Consider the following 24,284-nt stretch of genomic DNA (forward strand, 5'->3'; position numbering starts at 1 on the left):
ATTCGTGTCTGTCAAGACTTGCAATGTTACAGCAACACCATCGCGATTAGATGAGCCGCCACGCCGGCAGTAAGTCCGCCTATCGTATGGCTGAAAATCGCCTTGCCGGTAAGTTCTTTGCAATTTAGAGCATCACACATGGCAATGTGCGTCGAAATGTATCCGCTCCAGCACATGCAAATGGCCGAAAACACCGCTATGTCGTTGGCGGTAATAGCCCCACGTTGAACCAACTTGGCCACGACCCCGATTGCGGCTCCAGTTGAGCCCAGGGCGGTTATCGGAACGGCAATTGCCTCCGGTGCGGTAAATCCGAATAATGGTTTTATAATAAAAGATATTTTTTCGCCGAGCCACGGCAAAACGGGGATGCCTTGATTCGCCTCTCCGGTGTAAATTCCGTTCGGCCCCGCTCCGTTGGTCAGCATGGTTACCAAGGTGCAAATAATCACTACACCCGGGACAATGCAAAGCCCCATTTCCACTCCTACTTTGCCACCTTCCAGCATCGCTTGGATGAATCTTGAGCCGACACCCCCCGGCCGTACCTGCCGCATGTTATCAGGTATTTTCTCGCCGCCGTGTAATTCACATTTGGCTTCCGTGCCGTATATTTTACGAGTAAAAACAAGCATAATCCGGACTGAAACAACACTGCCAACAATCGCTCCCACCAAGCCGATCATCGAGGCCGGCAGAGCTTTTTTCACATCCATGCCCATCATTGTTGTCACTGTAATCAAGCCCATACCGAAAGCCGTGCCGAGATTGGTCAATGCCGGTAATTGGTATTTTTTGAAATATGTCAGGAAGTTGTCATCTGCGGCTAACGTTAATATTGCAGGGTTATCGGATAAAAAGCAGTTCAACATCCCGAGAGAGGCCGCCCCCGGCAAATCATATATGGGGCTCATAATCTTTGATACGATTCGGTTAACCATCGCAATAATTCCGAATTCGGAGAACAGTCCAGACAGTGCTCCGGCTAGGACGGCAATCGCCATTATATAAAAGCAGACGTTCATCAATAGATCAAAGGCCGTGTTCATCATAGTTTTCAGCATGTTGACCCCGCCCATTTTTGCCGCTATCGCCCCGAAAACCGCGATGAAGCAGGCTAAAAAGATAAAATTTTCTGGCGTAATATCTTTTTTCAGCAGCCGTTCCGTCTTGACTGGCGGCGGTGTAATAGTCACATTTTCAGCTGTTGCGGCCCTAACTGCAGCTCCATCGCTCGCCAGGCTTTTGTCTTGTTTGGCCGGTGCAGTCGTGTCGTCTATCTTGCCTTGCACAGCTTGCCCGGCCAATTCAGCCGCCTCGGCTGAAACAGCTTGCCCGGCCAATTCAGCTGCCTCGACCTTTAGTTTCCGTTCATTATCCACTTTCATCATCCCCCGCAATTTCGTACATATAGTTTCATGCATATAGTTTATAACTTTTTGGCAAAAAAAGGGGGACAAGGCAAAAAATACCTCGTCCCTCCGGTCAGTCAAATCTATACTTACTTGCGCAATCTCTCGTAGAACTTAGGATTGCTGAAAAATTCCTTGGTCAGCTTACGAACTTCGCCACTCAAATATACAACACCGATCATATTCGGGATGATAACCAAAGCCAAGCTCAAGTCAAGGATGGAGCCTGCTTTTTCAAAAGTAATAACCAAGGCCGCAAGAATCATCAAGCTGGCAATCAGCCGGACGACCTTACCAATTTTGGTACCGAAAAGATATTCACCCTGTTTTTCAGCATAGAAGACAATGACGATGATAGTTGAAAGAACGAACAGGAACAAGCTTATCGCAATAATCACGCCGCCCAAAGTGCCGAAAACTTGTGTAAAAGCGGAATAAACGGCAACGCTTGACTTAACATCAGGATTCTTCCATACCCCGGTCGTCAACACTACCAAAGCCGACATGGTGCAAACGATAACTGTATCACCGGTGACCTCAAACACACCCCAGAAACCTTGGCGACAAGGATGATCAACCACGGCAGCGGCATGGCCGTAAGGCGCAGAACCCATACCGGCTTCATTGGAGTACACACCGCGGGCGATACCACTTTTAACTGCAGCCATAAATGTCACGCCAACCGCTCCACCGGCAATTGCTTTAGGATTGAAGGCACCGACAAAGATATCTCTGATCGCGCCGGGGATTGCGGACGCGTGCAGGACAATGACAATCAAAGCAAAAATAACGTAGATAACCGCCATAATCGGTACCATAAGCTCGGTTACCTGCCCGATACGTTTAACACCACCGTAAACGACCAAGGCGACAACGACGAAAATTAGACCGACAGCCAGCCAAGTCGGGAAGCCAAGTTCACGCAACGGATTGACCGCGGACAAAGTCTGCACGGTAATTGACGGCAGAATCTCAATCATAAAGAAGAAGGATACACAGAAACCCAGTACTTTGCCGATTGGGCCGCCCAAACCTTTTTTCAAATAGTAAGCGGGACCGCCGATGTATTCGCCGTCAACGTTCTTCTCACGATACTTCATGCCGAGAACGATTTCTGTATACTTCGTGCTCATACCGATGAAAGCTGCAAGCCACATCCAGAAGACGGCCCCGGGTCCAGCAGTAAAGATAATCGACGGGACAACAACAATGTTGGCTGCACCGATTGATGAGGCCAAAGCAGTGCAAGCCGCTTGGAACGGGGTTACAGTACCTTCGCCTTCATGCTTTTTGACAAAAATCTTGCCGAATGTCTGGCTCATCATGTAGCCAAAGTATCTAATCTGTACCAACCCCAGTCTGAAAGCAACAAACAAACCGCCGCCGACGATCAAAATCAGCAAAGGGTAGCTCCACAACCAATCGGATACCGTTTTGACGATATTCATAATAAAATCCATAAAACCCTCCTAGTTACCTTATTTAAAAGGCTGCCGGTAATGTGGTACCTGCACAAGTCCGGCAGTCTTATGCAGATATATTTTAACAAAGTTTTATCTTTTTGTGAATCAGCTGTGAATCAGGGTTCCTGTTTTTCCCTCCAGAGCTTCCCGGGCATTAAATAAGCCAGTAATAATGGCCGAACGTCCCGGCTTGGCTTTGACAAACGCCAAACAAGCCTGTACTTTAGGCAACATGCTGCCCTTGGCGAATTGCCCTTCGGCGATATATTTTTCGGCCTCGGCAATTGACAAGCTGTCCAAATCTTTTTGCGCCGGAGTGTTGAAGTTGATCGCCACTTTTTCTACGGCGGTCAAGATAATCAGTTGATCAGCGTCCAATTCATCCGCCAGCTTAGCCGAAGAGTTGTCTTTGTCGATAACCGCATCTACGCCTTGATACCCGTTCGGAGTAGCGACAACCGGTATTCCGCCGCCGCCGACAGCGATAACCATGATATTATTTTCAACCATAGTGCGCACGGTATCGAGTTCAACAATTTTTTTCGGTAACGGGGAAGGCACTACCTGACGATAACCGCGCCCCGCGTCCTCGACAAAGGTCAACCCGTTTGCCGCGGCCATTTTTTCCGCTTCTTCTTTAGTGTAAAAATTGCCGACCGGCTTGCTTGGATTTGCAAAAGCCTTATCATCCGGATCAACTTCAACCTGTGTAATTACAGTTGCAACTGCTTTAGTTTTGCCCAAACGTCGGTATTCGTTTTGAATAGCCTGTTGCAGGTGATAGCCGATATAGCCTTGACTCATGGCACCGCATTCTTTCAGAGCCACATAAGGCACTTTATCTTCATGCTTACACCCACTGTCCATGGCCAACTTGATCATTCCTACCTGCGGTCCATTACCGTGTGCCAAAATAAGCTCATTGCCTGATTCAGCCAAATTAACAATGGCCACAGCTGCTTTGGCAACCGCCTCCAACTGAGCTTCCGGGGTATGCCCCAGAGCATTTCCGCCTAGGGCGGCAACAATCTTTCCCATTTCATTCCTCCTGAAAAGAAAAGGCCGCCGGAACCGACCCGCGGCCTTTTACTAATTTATGTTATCTCAAGGTAGCATAAACAACTGCTTTGATTGTGTGCATTCTGTTTTCTGCTTCCTCAAACACGACGGACTTGTCCGATTCAAACACTTCATCGGTAACTTCCATCTCCGGCAAGCCAAATTTCTCGAAAATTTGCTCACCGATCGTGGTTTTGCGATCGTGGAAGGACGGCAGGCAGTGCATGAAAATCGCTTCAGGATCTGCGTTGTCCATAACCGCTTTATTTACTTGGTATGGTTTCAAAACCTTGATTCGGTGCGCCCAGATCTCGTCGGGTTCGCCCATAGATACCCAAATATCAGTATAAATAACGTTCGCGCCGGCCGTAGCTTTCTTCACGTCGGACTCGAGGGTTACAGTGCAGCCCTGGCGAGCGGCTATTTCACGGGCTTTAACTACGAGGTCCTCCGCCGGGAAAAGTTCAGCTGGAGCGCAGGCTGTGTAGTTCACGCCCATCATGGCGCAGGCTATCATTAAGGAGTTACCCATATTGTTTCTGGCATCGCCCATAAAGACGAAGTTCAGGCCTTTCAAATAGCCAAAATGTTCTTCAATAGTCAGCAAATCCGCCAACATTTGGGTCGGATGGAATTGGTCGGTCAGGCCATTCCAAACCGGAACACCGGCGTAATTGGACAGTTCAGTTACCAAATCTTGGCTGTAGCCACGATATTCAATACCGTCATACATTCTGCCGAGTACCCGTGCGGTGTCAGCGATGCTTTCTTTCTTGCCCATTTGGGATGAGCCCGGATCAAGGTAGGTAACGCCCATGCCCAGATCCATTCCGGCAACCTCAAAAGAGCAGCGGGTGCGAGTAGAAGTTTTCTCGAAAAGCAGAACGATATTCTTCCCTTCCAACCAGCGATGCGGCACACCGGCACGTTTCATATCTTTAAAATTTTTGGATAAATCAAGCAGATAGCGTACATCTGAGGGTTCAAAGTCCAGCAGTTTTAAATATGATCTTCCGCTTAAATTTTTAGCCATAATAATTACCTCCAAAGTTATGCGTTGCAAATATATTTCCCTGACAAACAGAGTTATTATGTTTTGATTATAGACTTAAAAAAAGCACTGCCGAGACATTTCCAACCTTTTAGTTTGTTTCGAAAATCAAATTGTTGTTTTTTTGTCAATAAACTTGCTATTTTGGCCGTTTAAATTTACAATCTTACAAAAGGGAAAGTATAATAATAGTGTATCATAGCGAATTGTATCGCTATACCACAATAGTGGCGATAATTTTGTCTTGTCAGATAGATATGCGATGCCACTTCAGCTTAGAAAAGGTGAAAACTTGAGAATTATACCTGATAAATTTCCGGCTGAAACCGGAACAGGAATCCACCGTGCAGGAACTACAGGATCCGCCGGCACAGAAACTACAGGAGCTGCCGGCACAGGAACTACAGGAGCCACCAGCACAGAAACTACAGGAGCTGCCGGCAAGCAATCGGCAGAAGTAGAGCGCACACAAGCTGCGCGAACCGGCCGTGTGCGCAAGCAAGTTGCCAGGGTCGCCCGTACAGAAGCAGTCATACCCGGAATTATTGAAGGGAAACTCAAAATGCGCAAACAAAACGCAATGTTGGCGCAAATAGCTGCCTTCGATTATCAAATTGACCGCGAACCTACCGAACCGCTGTTGCACCAAACGGGACGAATGCTTTATATCACCGACGGTCACGGCAAAATTGTCATTCAAGATAAGGTCTATCAGCTTTTCCCTGGCCTCATAGTTGTCCTGATGCCTTGGCAAGTTTCACAGATCATTGAAGTTCGAGAGCCGTTACGTTATATACTTTTGGCTTTCAACTATACGTATATCAACTATTTAATAAAAAACAATTTTGAATCCGGCGACAATTACGAGCGTTTGCGCGACATCCTATACAGCGTAAGTACGCTATATCCTCGCGAATCAACCCGGCAAGAATTTTTTAGCCTCTTCAGCAGCTTTGCTTTCTTGCTCGACGCCGGGGATGATCTTTATCGGCCGGACAGCAAAAGCCACGATATTTCCGTTTCTATAAGGACCGGATTGCAGGCGGCTTTCAGTGCCGGCAAAAGTAATGAATGGTCACACTGGGCGGCTGTTCGCCTGACCTCGCGACTGATGGAACTCTTGGCAATGTATGCGTTAGAAGTAAAAGCAACGACCGGCGAAGGAAACATCGTTCCGGCTGACAAAGTACCCGACTCCTACAACCCTACCCGCTTTTTTCAGTATCTTTACCACAATTTGGATACCTACCCGACTTTAAAATCAGCCGCTGAGCAATTCATGATGAGTGAATCCACCTTGAACCGTTTTGTGCGTCGGACAACCGGTGAAAATTACACCGATTTGGTAAAAGATATGCGGATAATGAAAATTATTGATTTTTTACTTTATTCCGACTTTTCGTTGCAAGAAATCGCCGGTTTTCTCGGCTACAAAGACGCCTCATATATTTCTCGTCTTATTCACGAAAAAACGGGGCTACATGCGCAGGAAATACGCGAACAACCACATCGGGCAAATTTGCTCAACCGTGACCGCGGTTTGGCCAAGGCAAGGGCCGTCTGTAAATACATCGGCGAAAACTATCAGAGCGATATTTCAGCTATCCAAGTAGCGGAAACGTTTGACATTTCCACCGGGGCACTTACCGTGATGCTCAAAGAAACTTTCGACAAAACGTTTAACGAACTGCTGAATGAATTCAGGTTATCCAAGGCCTGTGTTTTACTGTTGACCACTGACATGGAAATCACCGAAATCGCTTTTCATGTCGGCTACAATTCCATCAAAACTTTTGTCCGCAATTTCAAAGCCAAGTATACTTACACCCCAAGTAGTTTTCGTACAACGATACATTTGCAAGATGTTGACCTCCAAGACGCAGATTAAAGCCGTCTATATGAGCACATCACACTTGCGGAAGTCTAGAACAAGGAGAAGCTGTTTTAACTATGCAATTCAAAGGCTTTCAATTTACCCCTCCCGATTTTGCTTCAGCCCCGTATGATACGGCCGCCGAAGTCACCACTGCCTCTTGCGAAATAGACGGGGTCGCACCGGATCAGTTTTATTTAACCTGTCATCTGCCTACTTTCTACAAAATCGGCAATGAATGGCAATTACCGATACATAATTCACTTAACTGCGCAGCGGTCATAGCCAACGGGCAGGTAAAAATTACTGAACTGCGCGACTTAAAAGCAGGTGATGCAGTTGTAATCCGCTCTGAATCCGGATCTGAATCTGGATCCAGCTCTGATCTTACGGCTCAGGGCATTGCCGTCGAAAAAAATTGTTTCGGCCCTGATGTATACCTCAACAACGGCAACGCGGTTGAAAGTTCCTCAACCGCCAATTACGAATTTCTTTACCGGCTGATGGAACACGAACGTCGCAATGGCGGCCACATAGTCTGGGTGCTCGGCCCTTCGGTTGTTTTTGACTATAACACCCGCATCGCCCTAACTGAGCTTGCCGAAGCCGGATATATCAATGCCTTGCTGGCCGGCAACGCCTTGGCAACTCACGATCTTGAAGGCGGCTGGCTCGGCACTGCCTTGGGACAGGATATATATACACAGGTAACCGTGCCGTTGGGACATTACAACCATCTTGATCTTCTGAATGCCGTCCGCACCGTAGGATCGACCAAGGAGTTCATCGCGCAGGGCAAGGTAAAAGACGGCTTGATTAAAACGCTCATGCAGCTCAATATTCCTATCGTCTTAGCCGGTTCAATTCGTGATGACGGTCCTTTGCCGGAAGTTCATCACTGTGTTACCGACAGCTTGACGGCGATGAAAGCAGAAACGGATAAAGCCACTTTAATCATTGCTTTAGCCACCATGCTCCATTCAACCGCCACCGCCAACTTGGCATCAACTTATCACGTTGATGCGGACGGCAGAGTCAAACCTGTCTACATGTACGCGGTAGACGTTACCGAAAACGTTGTCAACAAAATATCAGCTGCTCGCGGCCATTTTGCCACTAGGACAATGATAACCAACGTGCAAGATTTCACCGCTAAGGTTAACCGAGCATTGATTAAACCTGAGTTCAAACAGGAGTCACTAATATGAATTTTAAAATACCAGCTTTCACGCCACCCGATTTTGCCAACGATTTTCCGACTAATGCGCCTGACGTCACTTTGGAAGCCGTAAAAGAGGATGGCTTATCCCCCCTCAATTATCACGCCTTATCTATCTTTCCTGAATATTTCAAGATCAATGGCAAATGGATTTTGGCCGTACAATCTCGCATGGATACAGTCTGCGTCGCCAATGACACGCCGGGCGAAGAATCCGTCAGTATTGTCGAATTCCGCAACCTGAAAAAAGGCGATAAAGTAGTTATTGGGCGAACTGAGGACGGTTCAGAAGGCATCTACGTCTATACAAAAGGTTTCAAAGCTGCCGGGGGTAACGACGATACTTTCGCGTTTCGGGCCGGGCGATCGCGTGAAACCGCTTTCAGTATGGATTATGACAATCTGTCTGATCTACTGAAATATGAGAAATCCCATAACGGTTATGTAACTTGGGTTCTCGGTTCGGCAATCTCGCTTGACCGCTCTTCCCGTGCTGCCTTGGAACAGCTTGTACGCGGCGGCTTTGTACAGGCGATCTTCTGCGGCACCGCCACGGCCGCTTTTGACCTTGAGTGCGGTATTTACGATTCGTCTTGGGGGCAAAAAGAATTCTATGCCGAAGGGAATACCAATGACAATTATTACAAAACAATCAATTTGGCACGCAAGTACGGGTCTTTGCAGGCCTTGACGGAAAGCGGCATGGTCAAAGATGGTTTCGTCAAAGCATGTATTGAATGCGGCGTTGATCTCGTCATAGCTGGGACAATTCGGGATCGATTCACCCTGCCCGGTACATATGACAATGTGTATGAGGCGCAAAACGCCATGCGTAAGCATACTCGTAAAACCACTTCCATTATCATGGTCTCGGCCGTTCTTTTTACCATTGCTACTGGCAATATGACCCCTTCATATAACGAATTTGACGGAGTTATTCGCCCAATCTACATGTACACTGTCGACATCCAGGAATTTACGGTCAACAAGCTCTCTGACCGAGGTACGTTGACCGCTGTTTCCATCGTAACTAACGGGCAAGACTTCATGACCAATATTGGACAGGCTTTGAGCTGAGAGTTCGCTGTCTCCGGCTGCACCAGTATCCGGCACTTCATCTTTGTCGCTTAACTCACTTTCTTCGCCGTTCTCGCTCAGCTCCAAAGCTTTATTGTCAGCTTCACCCTCTGAAGCGGCTGCCGAGTTTTCCTTGAATGCTGGATATCCGTTTAACGAATCGACCATTTTGGCCAAAATCTCTCCCTCCGTTTTCAAATATTTGCGCACAGATTCAGGTAATTTCTTAAACTCCGTAAAAGCTTGTAAAATTGCCGCTTTGTTGGCCGCTGTAAGTTTCCATGGATCGAGCTTGAATAAAGCTCGGTATTTTTCTTTGAAATCTTTGGCGGCCTGTTTATCGTCCTTGGCTCGTTTAACCGCATCCAGCCAAAACTCTTTGGCAACCTGTAATTGGCTAATTTCCGGCTGTAGATATTTTTTTAAAGCCTGGGAAAATTTTGCCTGGGCGGCCAAGGCTTCTTGTAGTTTCTTTAGGTCGTCAACCGAATAGTTTTCCGGCTCTTTGTGCAAAATATCCGCGTAATTTTCCCTGAATCGCTCAGCCTGCTCTTGTTCTTCCTTGGTCAATTTGCCTTGGCGATGTTTGCGCCATGCTTCTATCTGTTGTTCAAGCAGTTTTCCTTCTTTTTCGGTCTCGGTTCTGGCCTCGACGGGTAAGCGCAGCCAATCTTGCCAAGCATCTAAAATCGCTTCACCATCTTGTTCCGTTATTTCGTTCACCTTTTTTGCCAGTATTTTGGCGTGTTTTTGTCGCCATTTCGGGGCGGCTGTATTGTCCTTATTCTCTTTTTCTTTTTTCGGTTCTTCTCCGGTTGAACGGCGTTTCCTGCTTTTCGCCGCTTCTTCCTCCGCCGCCCGGCGTTTCGCCGCTTCTTCCTCTGCCGCCCGGCTTTTCGCCGCTTCTTCCTCTGTCGCCCGGCGTTTCGCCGCCTCTTCCTCTGTTGCCCGGCGTTTCGCCGCTTTTTCCTCTGCCGCCCGGCGTTTCGCCGCTTCTTCCTCTGCCGCCCGGCGTTTCGCCGCCTCTTCCTCTGTTGCCCGGCGTTTCGCCGCTTCTTCCTCTGCCGCCCGGCGTTTCGCCGCTTCTTCCTCTGTCGCCCGGCGTTTCGCCGCCTCTTCCTCTGCCGCCCGGCGTTTCGCCGCCTCTTCCTCTGCCGCCCGGCGTTTCGCCGCCTCTTCCTCTGCCGCCCGGCGTTTCGCCGCTTCTTCCTCTACCACCCGGCGTTTCGCCAGCTGTTCTTGCCAAAACTTGGCTATTTCATCTATTGCGTGCAATTCCGGCAACAGCATTTCCTGCGCTCTCGCAGACAATTTTTTTGCCTCTTCTTTGGCACGCACCAAAGTTTGTAAATCAGCAACCGTCAAATCGCCCGGCTGTTTGCTCAACACCGGTTGGAACTTTTTGCGCCAGGCCGCAGCCTCGGCCGCTGCAGCTTGCTCCTTGGCTTTAGCGGCGGCCTCTTTTTTCGCCGCTTCTTGTCGCTCCGTGGCCTTGGCCAATTTATCAGTCAAAACACTTTTAACTTTAGCTTTAGCCGTTTGAATTGGTTGCGACAACGCGGCAAATGCACGCAAAGCATCCCGCAACCCTTCGACATCATTATCACCTTGGTCTGTCGTCCAATAGTGTTGGTAACGTCGCGAAAACTCCGTCCAATTTCTGAAGCCTTCTACCAATTTATCCAAACGCGCCCGCAAAGCTTTTTGTTGAGGATGAGCTGACGGCACGGCATTTACGGCAGCTGTAGCCGTGGTGAGCAGGCTCTGATTATCCGGCTGTTTTTCCGCTGCCTCCAACGCCTCTTTTGCTTTCTCATAGGCTGCGCGAAATTTTTCCTCCTGCTCTTGCATTTCTATTTGTCTTTTCAGCTCCTCCAAACGTTTTTTGGCAGTCTCAAGCTCTTTTTTCGCCTCATTGTTCGCCGCTATTTCTGCTAAAGCCGCGTCAATTTCTGCCTTGTCTTTACGTTGAGGCGTGTAGCCGTCAGCGAAAAACTTTTGATACAGCCGTTTGAAGTCATCGGCGATAATTTTATTGGCGTCACCGCTTTTTATGTAATAAACATCATAAGTAAAAGATGTCCGGTTATAGTTAATGTAACGCGGGCCACGAATGTAGATATTTCTATCTGTTTGCATCAATGTGTTATGAAAATTATGAGCTTTCACGAAACGTTCTTTGACAATATCATCATTATCCAAAAGTGCGCTGCCTTCATACTTATCATATTCTTCATCAGCATAGCTGCCCTGATTTTTTGCCGGGGACAGGCGATACCAATTGTCGAAAGACAACCCGTAAATTTTGGCAATACCACTGTCATCGCTGATCGCTGAGGTTTTTTCCAAATCCTTGTATGCGTTGTATTCACCGGCGTAAAAATAAGTACCGTAATATGATGACTTGACTAAACGATTTATTTTGCAGTCCACTTGATTAAGTAAAAGCATATCTTCTCGTTCGCGGTACGGGGCAAACAAGCTACCCAAATCTTTGGTAAATGAAATAGGGTTTATGTCCGGGTTTTGTCGCCGATTACTCGGCTTTTTGATTGAAAATACTTTCCACTCCTGATTGGCAACTGGTGGAATGACATGTAGGATAAAGTTTAATTTTGCTTGTTTAACAGCATTATTAACCCCTTCGGTATTGCGGGGCAAGGCAAGTTCATTGTTGCCGGGTTTTACGGAGGGCATGCTGCCGGGCGACTTGTAGCCAAGCGGTATTTCCTGAATTTCCCATCTGTATCTATACTTTTCGGGAGCCCAAACGACTTCCGCCTCTTTGCCGTTATCCGGCCTAAACTCGGCAATAGTTTCCCATTTATCCGCGCCGTTCGCGCTGCGCAGCAGGTTGATTACCCCATCAGTGATTTCGCGGCCGTCGTTTGCATCGTTAACGCGCAAGCTAATCGTCGTTTTTTTCACCGGGGGTTGGGGCTGATCGGTCTTGCCGGCAGGGGACTCTGCTGCTGCCGCTGCCGGTTTGGCTTCGCCGTCCCGTTGTTCAGGTGCGTTGCGGTGATATGCTCCGGAGTCGGTGTTTTTACTGAGTCCGATTATTTCATAGCTTCCGCTGCCGCTTGTCAAAAGTAACGTCGCCGCCAACAGGCTGCCGATATTTCTGAATATTTTTTTCATATGCTCCTCCTATGAACATTCTTATAGCTAAAGCTTAACGGGCAGTCGAAAAAAGTTGAGCGACAAATTTCGACATTTTTGTACAAAGCCCCACCAACCGCGGTGCAGCGAGGCCAATCCTCTCGCAGCCCACCAACCGCGGTGCAGCATGGCCAATCGGCAAAAAGAGACAATTTACATTGTTTTATTCATCATTTATCAGTAAAATTAACTAAATAGAACAACAGCAACGTTGTTTGAAGGAGGTTTTTATGGTGACAAAATGGACTGATAAATGGCAGGAAAACTTACAAAGCTGGTTAGCTTGCCCCTTTGTGCCGGCCGAATTAAGAGATTCCGCCAGTTTTCCCGGCAACGAAAAAAACATCGTTGATTTACGAGAAATAAAAAGTGAAACCAATTGGCCCAAAGAATTGCGCGACTACCTCAGTGACGCTTTTGCGGCTGAACTAAGTTTCGGGACTGCCGGCTTACGCGGCAAGATGGGGGTAGGCCTCAACCGAATGAATGTCTACACGGTTGCCGTCGCTTCCCAAGGCGTTGCCGCTTGGCTCAGAAGCAAATACAGTGCCGATCGCTGCAGCGAAGCCGGCGTGGTCATCGGTTATGACACGCGGCACAATTCCCAACTCTTTGCTGAAGTCGCGGCCACAGTTTTTGCCGCCAACGGAGTAGCGGTAGCTCTGTTTCCGACCTACTGCCAGACACCCATGCTGGCCTACGCTATCAGACCTTTGCAAGCTTTAGCTGGAATAATGGTAACCGCATCGCATAATCCAGCCGTATATAATGGTTATAAATTATATGGATCAGACGGCATTCAAGTCGGGCAAGAAGAAGTTGATCAAATAACCAAATTTATTTCAACCGAATATACAGCGGTCGATTTTGAAGAAGCTCTGCAAGAACAACAAATCAGCTATGTGCATCAAACTATTGAACGCGATTACATAGAAAAAACGATTCATCAACTGACCCCGCCCGTCGGCGCCGGCGGCATAAAAATTGCTTATACCGCTATGCACGGCACAGGAGCCAAGATAGTCCTTCCCCTTTTACGTGCCGGCGGTTTCACCAACGTTGTGACAGTAAAGGAACAAATCGAACCGGACGGCGACTTTCCGACCGCCCCAGCCCCCAATCCCGAATTTCCCAAAGCTACCGTTTTGTTGCGCGAACTGGCAGCGAAAGAAAAAGCGGATCTGGCCTTGGCAACCGATCCCGACGCTGATCGTCTAGCTGTGGTCATTCCGGATAACGCCGGAGAATATCACCAGCTTACCGGCAACCAAACGGCCGCTTTTTTGGCTGATTACTGGCTTTCTTTCCTCAAAAACAACCATAAATTGCCGGCCAATGCCGCCATCGTAAAGTCCATCGTCACAGCTGATCTCGGCCGATCAATTGCCGCAACTTTCGGGGTCCATTTGGAAGAATCTTTGACCGGATTTAAAGATATTTGTGGTAAAATACGTGAATTTCAGGCCAATTCCACTTATGAGTATGTTATGGGGTATGAAGAAAGCATCGGCTACGCCCTAGGTCGGAATGTTTTGGACAAAGACGGTTGCTCGGCTGCCTATATTTTTGCGCATGCCGCAGCCTCTTACAAAGCTCAAGGGCTCAGCTTATGGGATGCTTGGGAAGGAATTTGTCGCAAGTACGGCTATTTGGGCGAAACCACCCTTAATATTGTCCGTGAGGGGCAAATTGGGAAAAAGTTCATGGCCTACGTCATGGATCACTTCCGTTTGGAGGCACCTCTCACTTTAGCGGGCAGCAAATTAGACTATTTTGAAGATTTTCTTTCGTCTTACCGCGGCAAAATTACCTATGACGGCATCACTCGCAGCATTATTAAAACTGGGGTTATCAATTTACGTTCATCCAATGTTATGCGATATCATTTTGCTGATGGGAACTGGTATGCCCTGCGCCCGTCCGGTACGGAGCCAAAACTAAAAGTTTATTTATATGCCTCGGCAGATTCGCAAGCGGCAGCTGATGCCAAGGTAAAAGTTATGACCGATGAAGTTCAGGCTGTAATTGACGCTCTTGAAGCCAAATTCAAAGCGGAGTAGGGAGTAGACCACGAGTGTAAAATTGTTCAGGAATATGGACACGTAAACGTCTATTATGCTTTAAATCTGAGGACAGAATCAGAGGGCGCAATCAGAGGGCGGCGGGCTCAGCAGTTCGTCGCCTTCTGCCGTTATTGCCCACAACTTTGAAAATACTTTTTGATAATTCTATATATGAAAGAGGCTTTGAAAAAATCTCCGTAACGTCGTCTTGGCAGAGATTTCTTTAACGGCTCCTAAAAATTAAACGATATTCGATACTACACGTAAATATTGTGCCAACGTCCGAACCGGCCTGATCCGCCAATTCATAGACCACTTTCAGCTTGCCGCCCTTTTCGTCCATCGAAAAATCCACCTGATGGGTAAAATAATCAAGCTCCAAGCTGCCGTATTCGGTATTTACAGTCAAAACCTGATTAGGCGCGGCCATATCAAATACAAATTCCATAGCGTTATGCGGGCGTCGTTGCAAAATTATGCGGTGACCAGATGAGGACGAATCTGTGATGTTGTGGGATAATTCGTGGGAACGTTCACCGGATATAAGGGGCAGCTTAATTCGCCAAGTTGCCGTTTGTCCCGGCTGAACCGTATCTGAACGACAGTAAGCGGATCCACATCTGTGGAGAGAATCATCCTCAATATAGCTTAGTTCGAGATAATTGGATACTATCGACAAAACACCGCGATAAATTTTTCGCTCCGGCCTGCCCCCTGCCGCCTGCTGCGTCCAAACCAAACGCACCTGCCATGAACCGCCAGAAAGTTCCGGCCACGCATTAGGTAGACTCGCCTGTGTCGAAGGCTCTATGCCAACAGCGTTCTTCGCACCCTGGGCTTTATCTGCCCCCTCCGCCTCATACACTTTTTCTGCTTCCCTTGCCTTCGCCATAGCCGCTCCCACCTGCCCGCGCTCCGAATGGTCAGATAGTTTCAACTCGCCGCCCGGCCTGATGCTCGGCAATAGCCAAACGACAAAGCTGATCAACCAACGCCGGCAAATTTATCCCGGCTTTTGCCCATGCCTGCGGATACAGACTTGTAGCTGTGAAACCGGGCAAAGAATTGATTTCATTCAAGTACAACGCCCCACTGCAACGGTCGAGGAAAAAGTCGACTCTGGCCATTCCCTTACAACCCAATACTTTGTAGGCCTTTTGTGCCAAATTTAAAATTCGCTCCGCCAAATCAGTCGGGAGATCCGCAGGCAAGGCCAAGGACGAAGCTCCAGCCGCAAAATATTTCGTCTCATAATCATAAAAAGCCACGTCCGCCTGCATCAAAATTTCGCCGACCATCGGCGCTTGCGGCTGCAAATTACCCAAAACCGCGACTTCAAGTTCTCGCGCCGGAATATATTGCTCCAAAAGGATTTCACGATCAAACTTGCTCACTTCACCAAGTGCGGCAACCAACTCAGAACGATTTCCCGCCTTAAAAGTACCGACAGACGAGCCACCCGAAGCCGGTTTCAAAAAAATTGGATAGGTCAAAACCTTTTCCACGGCGGCGGAAGTTTCCGGCAAGCCTATGCTGTCTTTAGCTAAGTCGTCACGAGTAACCACGTAATATGGCACCACCGGCAATTTATTTGCCGCCCAAATTTGTTTGGCAAAAATTTTGTTCATGCCTAAAGCCGAAGCCAACACGCCGGAGCCAACATAAGGAATATCTGTCATGTTTAAAAATCCTTGTAATGTTCCATCTTCACAATTGATACCATGAACGGCCGGGAAAATCACCTCGGGATTTTTGCCGAAAAAGTAGGTAAAAAAACGCCGCGGATTAAATACTTCCTTAATTTTCAGGCCTCGCGCGTGCTTTTTGTGCCACGCTTTATAAGCCGCCTGCTCCCAACCCTCCGTAAGTAGCACCTCCGGTTCGACCAGCAACGGCAACCAATCCCCCGCTTTGGTAATGCCCAGCGGCAACACATCATATTTAAGTTCTTTTAAAGCATTGATAACGTAAAAAGCGGAACGACACGAAACTAAGTGTTCCGTTGAAACGCCGCCGAAAATTACTGCAACTGTATTCATTATATCTCCGGTAATTATTGTATTCCCTGTTTATCTTTTTGAATTTGTAACAAAGCGTCCGTCAAACTGCGCTCAACATTTCCCACCAAATCTTCCGCATAATTATAGGCCTTTTCTCGGATATCTGCCGCCTCAGCCTCAGCAGAGGACAAAATCTTGTCGCGAATCTCTTCCGCCTGTTTAATAATCGCACTTTCGTCCAACATGCGCACACCACGTTCATGCGAATCTTCAATAATTCGTTTCCCTTCCTGCTTGGCACTTTCAATTATTTCTTCGCCTTTTTTGATGATCCATTTGGCATTTTTTAGCTCACCCGGCAGGTTGGTGGTAATCAATTCCAAAGTATGCAAAAAATATTCCCGATCGATGATGCAGTTTTGGGACAAAAGTATGCCGCGGGCATTCTCGACCCTTCCCTTCAGCTCTTCAAGATAATCTACAACATCCATCTTATTGCGCTCTTTACCCACGTCGGCCACCCTCTAATTTCCCTTTCCTGACACAACATTTTGACCGCACCACCGCTTGAATCTGCGCCGGCACCATACCACTTATATCACCACTGTAAGCAGCTACTTCCCGCACTATTGACGAACTGGTAAAAGCCAAATCAGGTCGGCAGCTGAGCAAAATCGACTCAAACTCCGGCCAAAGCAACCGGTTGGCCGCCGCCATTTCCGCCTCAAAGCGGAAATCCGACTCGCTTCGTAAGCCACGGACTATTGCCTTGGCCCCTTTTTCACGCATGAAATTGACCAGCAGCCCGTCATAGGGAATTACTTTTATTTTATCCCGATCCGCCTCGGAATCAATACAGGCTTGCACCATCGCACACCGCTCCGCCAAAGTAAACAACGGATTTTTTTGATAATTGGTCAGGACAGCCACAATCAGCCGATCGCACAGTCCTGCCGCCCGGCGGGCTATGTCCAGATGTCCGTTGGTAAACGGGTCGAAAGTGCCGGGGTAAACTAAGGTTCGCATGTATCGCTCCTACGTAGAGATAATATTTTTCATATAGAATACTACCATTGCTGAGCCGTAGTGACAATGTTTAAACAATTGCAAATCAGTTACAACTTTGTCCAATTCTGTTTCCTTACCGCCTTCAACCGCCAAAATTCCGCCCGGCGACAAAATCGAGCTCAAAACGGCGGCGTTTTTTTGCCAAAATGTCGCCAAGTCCGCATACGGCGGATCCATGAGAATAAGGTCGAATTTTTCGCTTCGCACCGCTGCCTGATTCAAAAAGCCGGCGACTGAAGTTGTATATATATCAGCAAGTTCCGTTAAATGTGTCTTTTGCAAATTGATTATCTGAGCTTGGCGGGCCTCGTTTGAACGGTCAACCAAGGTGGCCCGTGCTGCGCCGCGACTCAACGCCTCAATGGCCAGTTGGCCGCTGCCGGCAAACAAATCCAATACATGCAGGCCAGCGAAACTGAGCCGCGCCTGTAAAACATTAAAAATTCCTTCTTTGGTTTTGTCGGCACTGGGGCGGGTCGTGCGGCCTTTCGGGCAAACCAGTTGTATGCTTCGTGCCATTCCGGAAATTACTCGCGGCATGTTATATTCCTCCACCGGTAAAAATTTCGCCTAAGCGTTCAGTAAGAGCCTGCTGATAAAGCGCAAAATTTTTCTCGTGTCGTCCGTCGTCTTCAGCCAAAATTTGCTGTACCTCGCGGCCGGCTCGCGCCAAAATACCTGCATCCTCATATAGATTGGCCAACTTGAACTCCGGCAGTCCGTGTTGTCGCACGCCAAAAAAGTCGCCGGGGCCACGCAAACGCAAATCAGCTTCCGCCAGTTGATAACCATCATTACTGTGGCACATCTGAACCAACCGCTCGCGCGCCGTACCCTGTTGCCGATCACTATGCAAAAGGCAATAAGACTGCAATTTTCCCCGTCCGACGCGGCCGCGTAGCTGGTGCAATTGAGCTAAGCCAAAACGTTCCGCATTCATTACCAATAAAACAGTGGCGTTTGGATTATCAACACCTACTTCAACAACGGTCGTACTGACCAAAATATTGATCTTTCCGTTTTTAAAATCGGCCATGACCGTCTGTTTTTCATTTTCCTTCATCGCTCCGTGCAAAAGTCCGATCGTAAATTCAGGGAAAACTTTATTTTTTAGCTCTTCCCCCAGTTCCGTCGCGGCAAAGCTTTCACTATGTCCGGTGTCGGCTTTTAACGGACAAATCACATAGGCTTGTTGTCCCAGGCGTAATAATTTATGGATTAAAGCGTAAGCTCGCTCCAGATCTGCGCTCCCCACCGTATAAGTCTTGATCGGCAAACGTCCCGGTGGCAACTCATCTATAATTGAAATTGACAAATCGCCGTATAAAACCAGTGCCAAAGAGCGGGGAATCGGCGTTGCAGACATTACCAAAACATGGGGTCTTTGCTCGTCCTGCCGCTTGATCATGGCCAACCGCTGGTTAACCCCGAAACGGTGCTGTTCATCGGTAACAACAAGACCGGGATGCAACATTTGCAAATTGTCATTCAAAATCGCCTGAGTGCCTATAAGCAAATCTATTTCTCCCGTACTTAAAGCTTGGGTTATTTGACGTTTAGCCGCCCCCTTTGTTTTTCCGGTCAACAGGGCGACCTTTATGCCGTAAGGGGTCAACAAGCTGCTGATATTATTGTAATGCTGTTCAGCCAAAATTCCGGTAGGAGCCATCAAAAGTCCTTGGTAGCCGGCCAAAACGGTGCGATACAAAGCTAACGCGGCAACAATTGTTTTGCCTGAACCGACATCACCCTGAACCAGCCGGTCCATCGGAATCCCGACAGCCAGATCTGTGCTGATGTCTTGTAAGGCGGCGATCTGGGCTTTAGTTAATCGATAAGGTAAAGCGTTCACTACCGCCTGATACTTCGTCTCGGCCGTTTTATCCAGATTGATTATCGGGGCGGTTTGCCCGTTTAGGCGACGTTTTTTCAACAATTGCAAGCCAAGTTGCATGAAAAAGAGTTCTTCAAAAACAAGGCGTTCGCGAGCAATTGTATAATCTTCAAGGCAAGTCGGGAAATGAATATGTTCCACTGCGTATACATAGGTCGTTAAATGCTGTCGCTGCCTCATTTTTAAGGGCAAATAGTCTTCGCGCTCAAGTTGCTCGCGCATGGCGGTCAGGCATTGACGGATTAAATTGCGTAATACACCTTGCGTCAAGCCGGCGGTGAGTGGGTAAACCGGGCGGATGAAGGTATTGGCCAGAGCCGAGGGTTTGATGGTGTTTAAAGGGGCTTCGGCAAGTTCCGGCACGGGAGTAAAAGCGGGATTTTGCAAGGATAGCGGACGGTTTTTGCTGATTGTCCCGTGAAACAAATATACTTTATCTATATCAAGTTGTGTTTCCAAATATGGTTGATTAAACCAGATCACGCCAAGTTGGTCGCTAGCATCGGCCAGACCAACGCGCAAATAAGATAGTTTGCCTTTGTATTGTAGGTGAGGCATGGTTATGCACCGTGCCAAAACCGTAACTTCCTGTTCAGGTTCGATGTCGGCCAAGGTAGACAAAGTCGCCCAGTCTTCATATCGGCGCGGCCAATAGTTCAGCAAATCACGACAAGTATTAATGTTTAACCTGGCCATAAGTGCAGCTCGTTTGGCTGAAACACCGGCGAGTTGGGTGACTGACCCGACCGGGTCAATCTTGCGGTTCGCGGTAATGGCCTCAGGGGCTGAATTTGTTGGTTTCATTTGTAACCTCCAGCTTTGGCGGCAGTCAATCGTTACTTAGTTTAAGATTATATGCACATAAATCGTTCAAGAAACAATTTTGACAGGCCGGCCGCCGCGCCGAACAAATTTTTCTGCCATGTTCCACCATGTAATGCCCCCAACCTATCCAATGCGATTTCGGCAAAATTTTTCGCAAATCCTTTTCAACTTTGACCGGATCTTTTGCCGTCGTAAAGCCAAGGAGGCGACTCAAGCGGCCGCAATGTGTATCGACAACTATCGCCGGTTGGCCGAACACTTCACCCAAAATGAGATTGGCAATTTTGCGTCCAACGCCGGGAAGGCTGAGCAATTCAGCCTCAGTTTGCGGAACACAGCCGGCAAAATCACTTTCCAGCTTTACCGCCGCACCGAAAATCGCTTTTGCTTTATTATGGAACAATCCACAACTGCTGATATATGGTTCAATGGCTGCCGGGGTGGCGGCGGCAAAATCGCGTGGCGTAGGGAAAGCGGCAAATAAACCCGGGGTTACCAGATTGACTCTAGCATCTGTACATTGAGCGGCCAAAATTGCGGCAACCAGCAATTGCCAAGCATCGTCTTTGGCATCTAGGGTGCATTCCGTCTTGCCGTAAACGGCGACCAACCGCTCCCAAACCGCAGCCGCTCGTTGTTTAAGCACGGCTATATCAAGGGCAGGAGCCATCTCACCTGTCATTTTGGCGTTTTTTACCGCAGAGGTTGTGCCAACCGGCTCCGGCTCAACGCCTCTTGTTTCCTCATCCACTCTTGCAGGTATAGTTACGCATGCCACTTTATTGCTTTTCATCAGGCTCAACTTTCTCCGTATTCCTACAGGCGTCCTGAACGGGAATATCCTTATCCCCAGGTTTTGTGGTCTCGTTTTTCTCCGGAGCAGAAACTGTTTCACCCGGCTTTACGGCATCTTCACTTTCCTCTGAGGCTGACACCGCTTCACCCGCTTGCAAATCACCTTGAGCTGTGCCTTTGCCGACTTCGGTCAAAAGCGGAAAATCAAAAGCATCAGTAGAGAACCCATCGTGCCGGCTGAAAAAGAGACGTCTGGAGGTTTTAGCCTTATCGTCTTTGATATGCTGCTGATCGCCGGCCGCCGGCAAAGTAAATACAAATTTCGCGCCACCCAGATCATTGCTTTGCGTCACATAAATTTGCTGCCCATGCTTGGCCAATATTTTCCTACAAATATATAAACCTAACCCACTGCCTTCCCGATTACCACGTGATTTGTCCAGCTTATAGAAACGAGCGAAGACCTGATTACGCTTATCCGGCGGAACACCCGGGCCAGAATCCTCAACGGTGCAAGTAACGAACATCGCACCTTCCGGATAGGCCGTGCTGACACGCACAAGATCATTGTTACGACAAAATTTCGTTGCATTGGAAATGAGATTATACACAACTCGACTTATCTGCTCCACATCGCCGGTCACAAACAACGGGGCTTCATTTTTACCTTCAAGCTGCATCTCAACTGAGAGATTTTTTTCTCGCAACTGATTTTCCAAAGAATTGATCGTCCTGACAAACACCGCATTAATATCAAAGTCGTTGAAATTGTTTGAGACACTATTTTCAATTAAAACTTCCTGATTCATATCTGCGAGCAGATTTTTGAGCCGCAAAGCTTCCTGCTGAATTATACGCAAATATTTCTCCTGCCGCCCGTACGGAATGGTGCCGTCCAAAATACCTTCGGTAAAGCCGATAATTGATGTCAACGGCGTTTTCATATCATGAGAAATACAGCTTATCATATCGCGCTGTTCACCGCTTACCGCTTCCAGTCTGGCGACCATGGCATTAAAAGTTAGCATGAGTTTCATCACGTCATCGCCTTCGCTCCCGGCGTTATCTAGCGTATCAAATGTATCCATATCGCTGTAACATACCCGAACCGAATAATCACCCAACATCACTTTGTTAGCCGCGTCGACCAAGGCCTCCAACGGCAGGGTCAGATAATTCATCAAAATCAAGGTCAAAGCGACTGAAATAATTAACGCCACCAGAAAAGCTATGCCAAAGCCATTGGTCAAAAACCAGTGTAAATTATATTGATCGAGCGAAGGCAAATGCACCTGCAAAATCGCCTGGGCTGTTGAAGTATCGTGATCATTGCTAACCGGCAACATAGCCGTAATCCATTCCAGCCCTTTGCTACTGAACAATTTCGTGTACTCGCTGTTTTGCAGCACTACACCATCCCTAGATGAAATATTGCTTCCGATATATTTGTCCGGCAATTGATACAAACCGCCCCCAAGATTCTGACAGTTTGCGATGACTTTAGTCGGCAGTTCTGAAGCATGAATAATAATACCGTCAGATCGCACCAGCCAAATAATTGCATGCGATGATTTGGCCAGCAAATCAATGCGGTCATTCAAGGTCAACCGGCTAGTGTTCTCGCTATAGACCTTCTCAATTTCATCACGTAAGGTCGTAGCTAAAGTATATACACGGCTGCTCTGGAGACGACTGACACGATCATTCATGATGCCGTAATAAACAAAGCTCAAAATACCGAAAGCCACCATCACTGATGCGAAGGCGGCCAAAGCGGTGCTCTTATATATAGAATGTCGTCTACCTTTCTTAGCCAAGTATCGTCCTACTCTCCAGTAACTTCAAATTTATAGCCTACACCCCAGACCGTTTTAATATCCCAGCTCGGATGTTCCCCAATATCATCAATCTTTTCCCGCACACGTTTAATATGTACATCTACCGTGCGAGATTCGCCATAGAAATCATAGCCCCAGACCTGCCCTAAAAGTTGTTCCCGGTTAAAAACACGGTTTGGATGGCTTGCGAGAAAATATAATAATTCAAGTTCTTTAGGCGGCATGTCGATACGCGTGCCGTGGAAAGTTACCGTGTAACTACTCTTGTCAATTACGAGGTCTTTGTGCGTAATTTGTTCGGCCGGGTGGTCATCATTGTCAATAGCCTTAGCTTCGGGACAAGCTGCTTCAGTACGGCGCAACACGGTCTTAGCCCGCACCACCAGTTCTTTTGGGTCAAAAGGTTTAGAGATATAGTCATCCGCGCCTAATTCTAATCCGACAATCTTGTCCAAAGTGTCGCCGCGGGCTGTCAACATCAAAATGGGGACATTGGAGGTTTTGCGAATTTCCCGACATACTTCATAGCCGTCTTTTCCCGGCAACATCAAGTCCAGAATAACAACGTTAGGATTGTATTTGTCAATCTCCTCCAACGCCATTTCACCATCGTTTACCGTCTTTACCTGAAAGCCGTCTTTTTCAAAATACAACTGTACAAGTTCGCAAATATTGCGATCATCATCTACTACTAAAACCTTTTTCATCTGCTAAACTCTCCTTCTGAGCTGCCGATTATATAATCTATATGGCCTGTGTCTTAAATCTATAAAGCTTGTGTCCATCTGCATACGCACTTTAATGCAACTTATAGAATTATAATAACTATGTACATTATAACAGATTAAGACGGCATATTTAGCCTGAACTTGTGTATTTTAAGTAACAATTGAACGAATTTTGTCTTGCCCGGCCCGAACTGTGCGCTCTGCAACCTGAATTTATAGTTCTTTCGGAAGACAAACTGTCATTCCTTAGTTCCGTCATCCGGGCGCAATGCTTTGAGTTCACGCAAAAATGAATCCACATCCTCAAACCGACGGTATACTGAAGCGAAACGGACGTAGGCAACTTCATCCAACTGACGTAATTCCTGCAAAACCAATTCGCCTATTTCTTCTGAGCGTATCTCTTTGCAAAGCTTATTGCGCGGTACTGCCTCAATTCGGCTGACTATCTGATCTAATTCTTCCGAAGTTACCGGCCTTTTTTCGAAAGAACGCAACAGGCCACGGGTCAATTTTTCGCGCGAAAAAGGCTCACGAGTACCGTCTTTCTTGATCACCAACAATGGAGTACTTTCAATCTTTTCATATGTAGTGTACCGACGATTGCAGCTCAGGCATTCGCGGCGGCGCCGAATCGCTGCACCATCTTCGGCAGGGCGTGAATCAATAACTCGGTCTTCGTCATGAGAACAAAACGGACAACGCATAAACTTCTCCGGGAATCCTAATAAGGCACGGATTTCGCCGTGCCTTGTAT

General features: G+C 47.6%; 18 protein-coding genes. 4 read left to right on the forward strand and 14 right to left on the reverse strand.

What is annotated here, in order from left to right:
• Positions 1-26: 26 nt before the first annotated feature.
• From HMPREF0868_RS06420 to argF, 4 genes are all read right to left on the reverse strand, one after another.
• Positions 27-1,196, reverse strand: a complete 1,170-nt coding sequence (locus HMPREF0868_RS06420; RefSeq protein ID WP_081864317.1) for a CD0519/CD1768 family membrane protein — start codon at positions 1,194-1,196, stop codon at positions 27-29.
• A 305-nt stretch (positions 1,197-1,501) separates the two neighbouring features.
• The gene (locus HMPREF0868_RS06425) at positions 1,502-2,872 is read right to left on the reverse strand and encodes an alanine/glycine:cation symporter family protein (RefSeq protein WP_012993919.1); all 1,371 of its coding nucleotides are present in this window, start codon (positions 2,870-2,872) and stop codon (positions 1,502-1,504) included.
• A gap of 108 nt (positions 2,873-2,980) precedes the next feature.
• Positions 2,981-3,913 (reverse strand): carbamate kinase, encoded by a 933-nt coding sequence (gene arcC, locus HMPREF0868_RS06430; RefSeq protein WP_012993920.1) that lies wholly within the window; start codon positions 3,911-3,913, stop codon positions 2,981-2,983.
• Between the two features lie 61 nt (positions 3,914-3,974).
• The gene (gene argF / locus HMPREF0868_RS06435) at positions 3,975-4,967 is read right to left on the reverse strand and encodes an ornithine carbamoyltransferase (RefSeq protein ID WP_012993921.1); all 993 of its coding nucleotides are present in this window, start codon (positions 4,965-4,967) and stop codon (positions 3,975-3,977) included.
• Positions 4,968-5,277: 310 nt separating this feature from the next.
• Between argF and HMPREF0868_RS06440 the strand changes: the two genes are divergently transcribed.
• The 4 genes from HMPREF0868_RS06440 to HMPREF0868_RS06460 all read left to right on the forward strand — a co-directional run bounded on the left by HMPREF0868_RS06440 (position 5,278) and on the right by HMPREF0868_RS06460 (position 14,376).
• Complete coding sequence (locus tag HMPREF0868_RS06440) at positions 5,278-6,873, forward strand: helix-turn-helix transcriptional regulator (protein WP_012993922.1); 1,596 nt, start codon at positions 5,278-5,280, stop codon at positions 6,871-6,873.
• Positions 6,874-6,935: 62 nt separating this feature from the next.
• Positions 6,936-8,066 (forward strand): ornithine cyclodeaminase family domain, encoded by a 1,131-nt coding sequence (locus HMPREF0868_RS06445; RefSeq protein ID WP_012993923.1) that lies wholly within the window; start codon positions 6,936-6,938, stop codon positions 8,064-8,066.
• A complete protein-coding gene (locus HMPREF0868_RS08280; protein WP_041705712.1) occupies positions 8,063-9,154 on the forward strand; it encodes a putative NPN-dependent ornithine cyclodeaminase in 1,092 nt (363 codons plus the stop codon). The genes HMPREF0868_RS06445 and HMPREF0868_RS08280 overlap by 4 nt, the downstream gene beginning before the upstream one ends.
• A 3,392-nt stretch (positions 9,155-12,546) precedes the next feature.
• A complete protein-coding gene (locus tag HMPREF0868_RS06460) occupies positions 12,547-14,376 on the forward strand; it encodes a phospho-sugar mutase (protein WP_012993925.1) in 1,830 nt (609 codons plus the stop codon).
• Positions 14,377-14,602: 226 nt separating this feature from the next.
• Here HMPREF0868_RS06460 and HMPREF0868_RS06465 read toward each other — a convergent pair whose 3' ends face one another.
• The 10 genes from HMPREF0868_RS06465 to nrdR form a co-directional block, all read right to left on the reverse strand.
• A complete protein-coding gene (locus HMPREF0868_RS06465) occupies positions 14,603-15,271 on the reverse strand; it encodes a YwiB family protein (protein ID WP_041705713.1) in 669 nt (222 codons plus the stop codon).
• A gap of 31 nt (positions 15,272-15,302) precedes the next feature.
• Positions 15,303-16,418, reverse strand: coding sequence for a D-alanine--D-alanine ligase family protein (locus HMPREF0868_RS06470; protein ID WP_012993927.1), 1,116 nt, complete (start codon positions 16,416-16,418; stop codon positions 15,303-15,305).
• 14 nt (positions 16,419-16,432) lie between these two features.
• The gene (locus tag HMPREF0868_RS06475) at positions 16,433-16,891 is read right to left on the reverse strand and encodes an ATP synthase subunit B family protein (protein WP_012993928.1); all 459 of its coding nucleotides are present in this window, start codon (positions 16,889-16,891) and stop codon (positions 16,433-16,435) included.
• The gene (coaD, locus tag HMPREF0868_RS06480) at positions 16,884-17,405 is read right to left on the reverse strand and encodes a pantetheine-phosphate adenylyltransferase (RefSeq protein WP_012993929.1); all 522 of its coding nucleotides are present in this window, start codon (positions 17,403-17,405) and stop codon (positions 16,884-16,886) included. Before coaD ends, HMPREF0868_RS06475 begins: the two co-directional genes overlap by 8 nt.
• A 9-nt stretch (positions 17,406-17,414) precedes the next feature.
• Positions 17,415-17,987 (reverse strand): RsmD family RNA methyltransferase, encoded by a 573-nt coding sequence (locus HMPREF0868_RS06485; protein ID WP_012993930.1) that lies wholly within the window; start codon positions 17,985-17,987, stop codon positions 17,415-17,417.
• Position 17,988: 1 nt separating this feature from the next.
• Positions 17,989-20,145: an ATP-dependent DNA helicase RecG gene (gene recG / locus HMPREF0868_RS06490; protein WP_012993931.1), complete on the reverse strand. Its 2,157-nt coding sequence runs from the start codon at positions 20,143-20,145 to the stop codon at positions 17,989-17,991.
• Between the two features lie 25 nt (positions 20,146-20,170).
• Positions 20,171-20,959, reverse strand: coding sequence for an endonuclease III domain-containing protein (locus HMPREF0868_RS06495; protein ID WP_242821311.1), 789 nt, complete (start codon positions 20,957-20,959; stop codon positions 20,171-20,173).
• Positions 20,946-22,778 (reverse strand): sensor histidine kinase, encoded by a 1,833-nt coding sequence (locus tag HMPREF0868_RS06500; RefSeq protein ID WP_041705714.1) that lies wholly within the window; start codon positions 22,776-22,778, stop codon positions 20,946-20,948. The genes HMPREF0868_RS06495 and HMPREF0868_RS06500 overlap by 14 nt, the downstream gene beginning before the upstream one ends.
• 8 nt (positions 22,779-22,786) lie before the next feature.
• On the reverse strand, positions 22,787-23,506 hold the full coding sequence (locus tag HMPREF0868_RS06505; protein WP_012993934.1) for a response regulator transcription factor: 720 nt from the start codon (positions 23,504-23,506) through the stop codon (positions 22,787-22,789).
• A gap of 260 nt (positions 23,507-23,766) precedes the next feature.
• A complete protein-coding gene (nrdR, locus tag HMPREF0868_RS06510) occupies positions 23,767-24,234 on the reverse strand; it encodes a transcriptional regulator NrdR (RefSeq protein ID WP_012993935.1) in 468 nt (155 codons plus the stop codon).
• Between the last annotated feature and the right edge of the window lie 50 nt (positions 24,235-24,284).

Origin of the sequence: Mageeibacillus indolicus UPII9-5 (genome assembly GCF_000025225.2) — a bacterium.
GTDB classification, from domain to species: domain Bacteria; phylum Bacillota; class Clostridia; order Saccharofermentanales; family Fastidiosipilaceae; genus Mageeibacillus; species Mageeibacillus indolicus.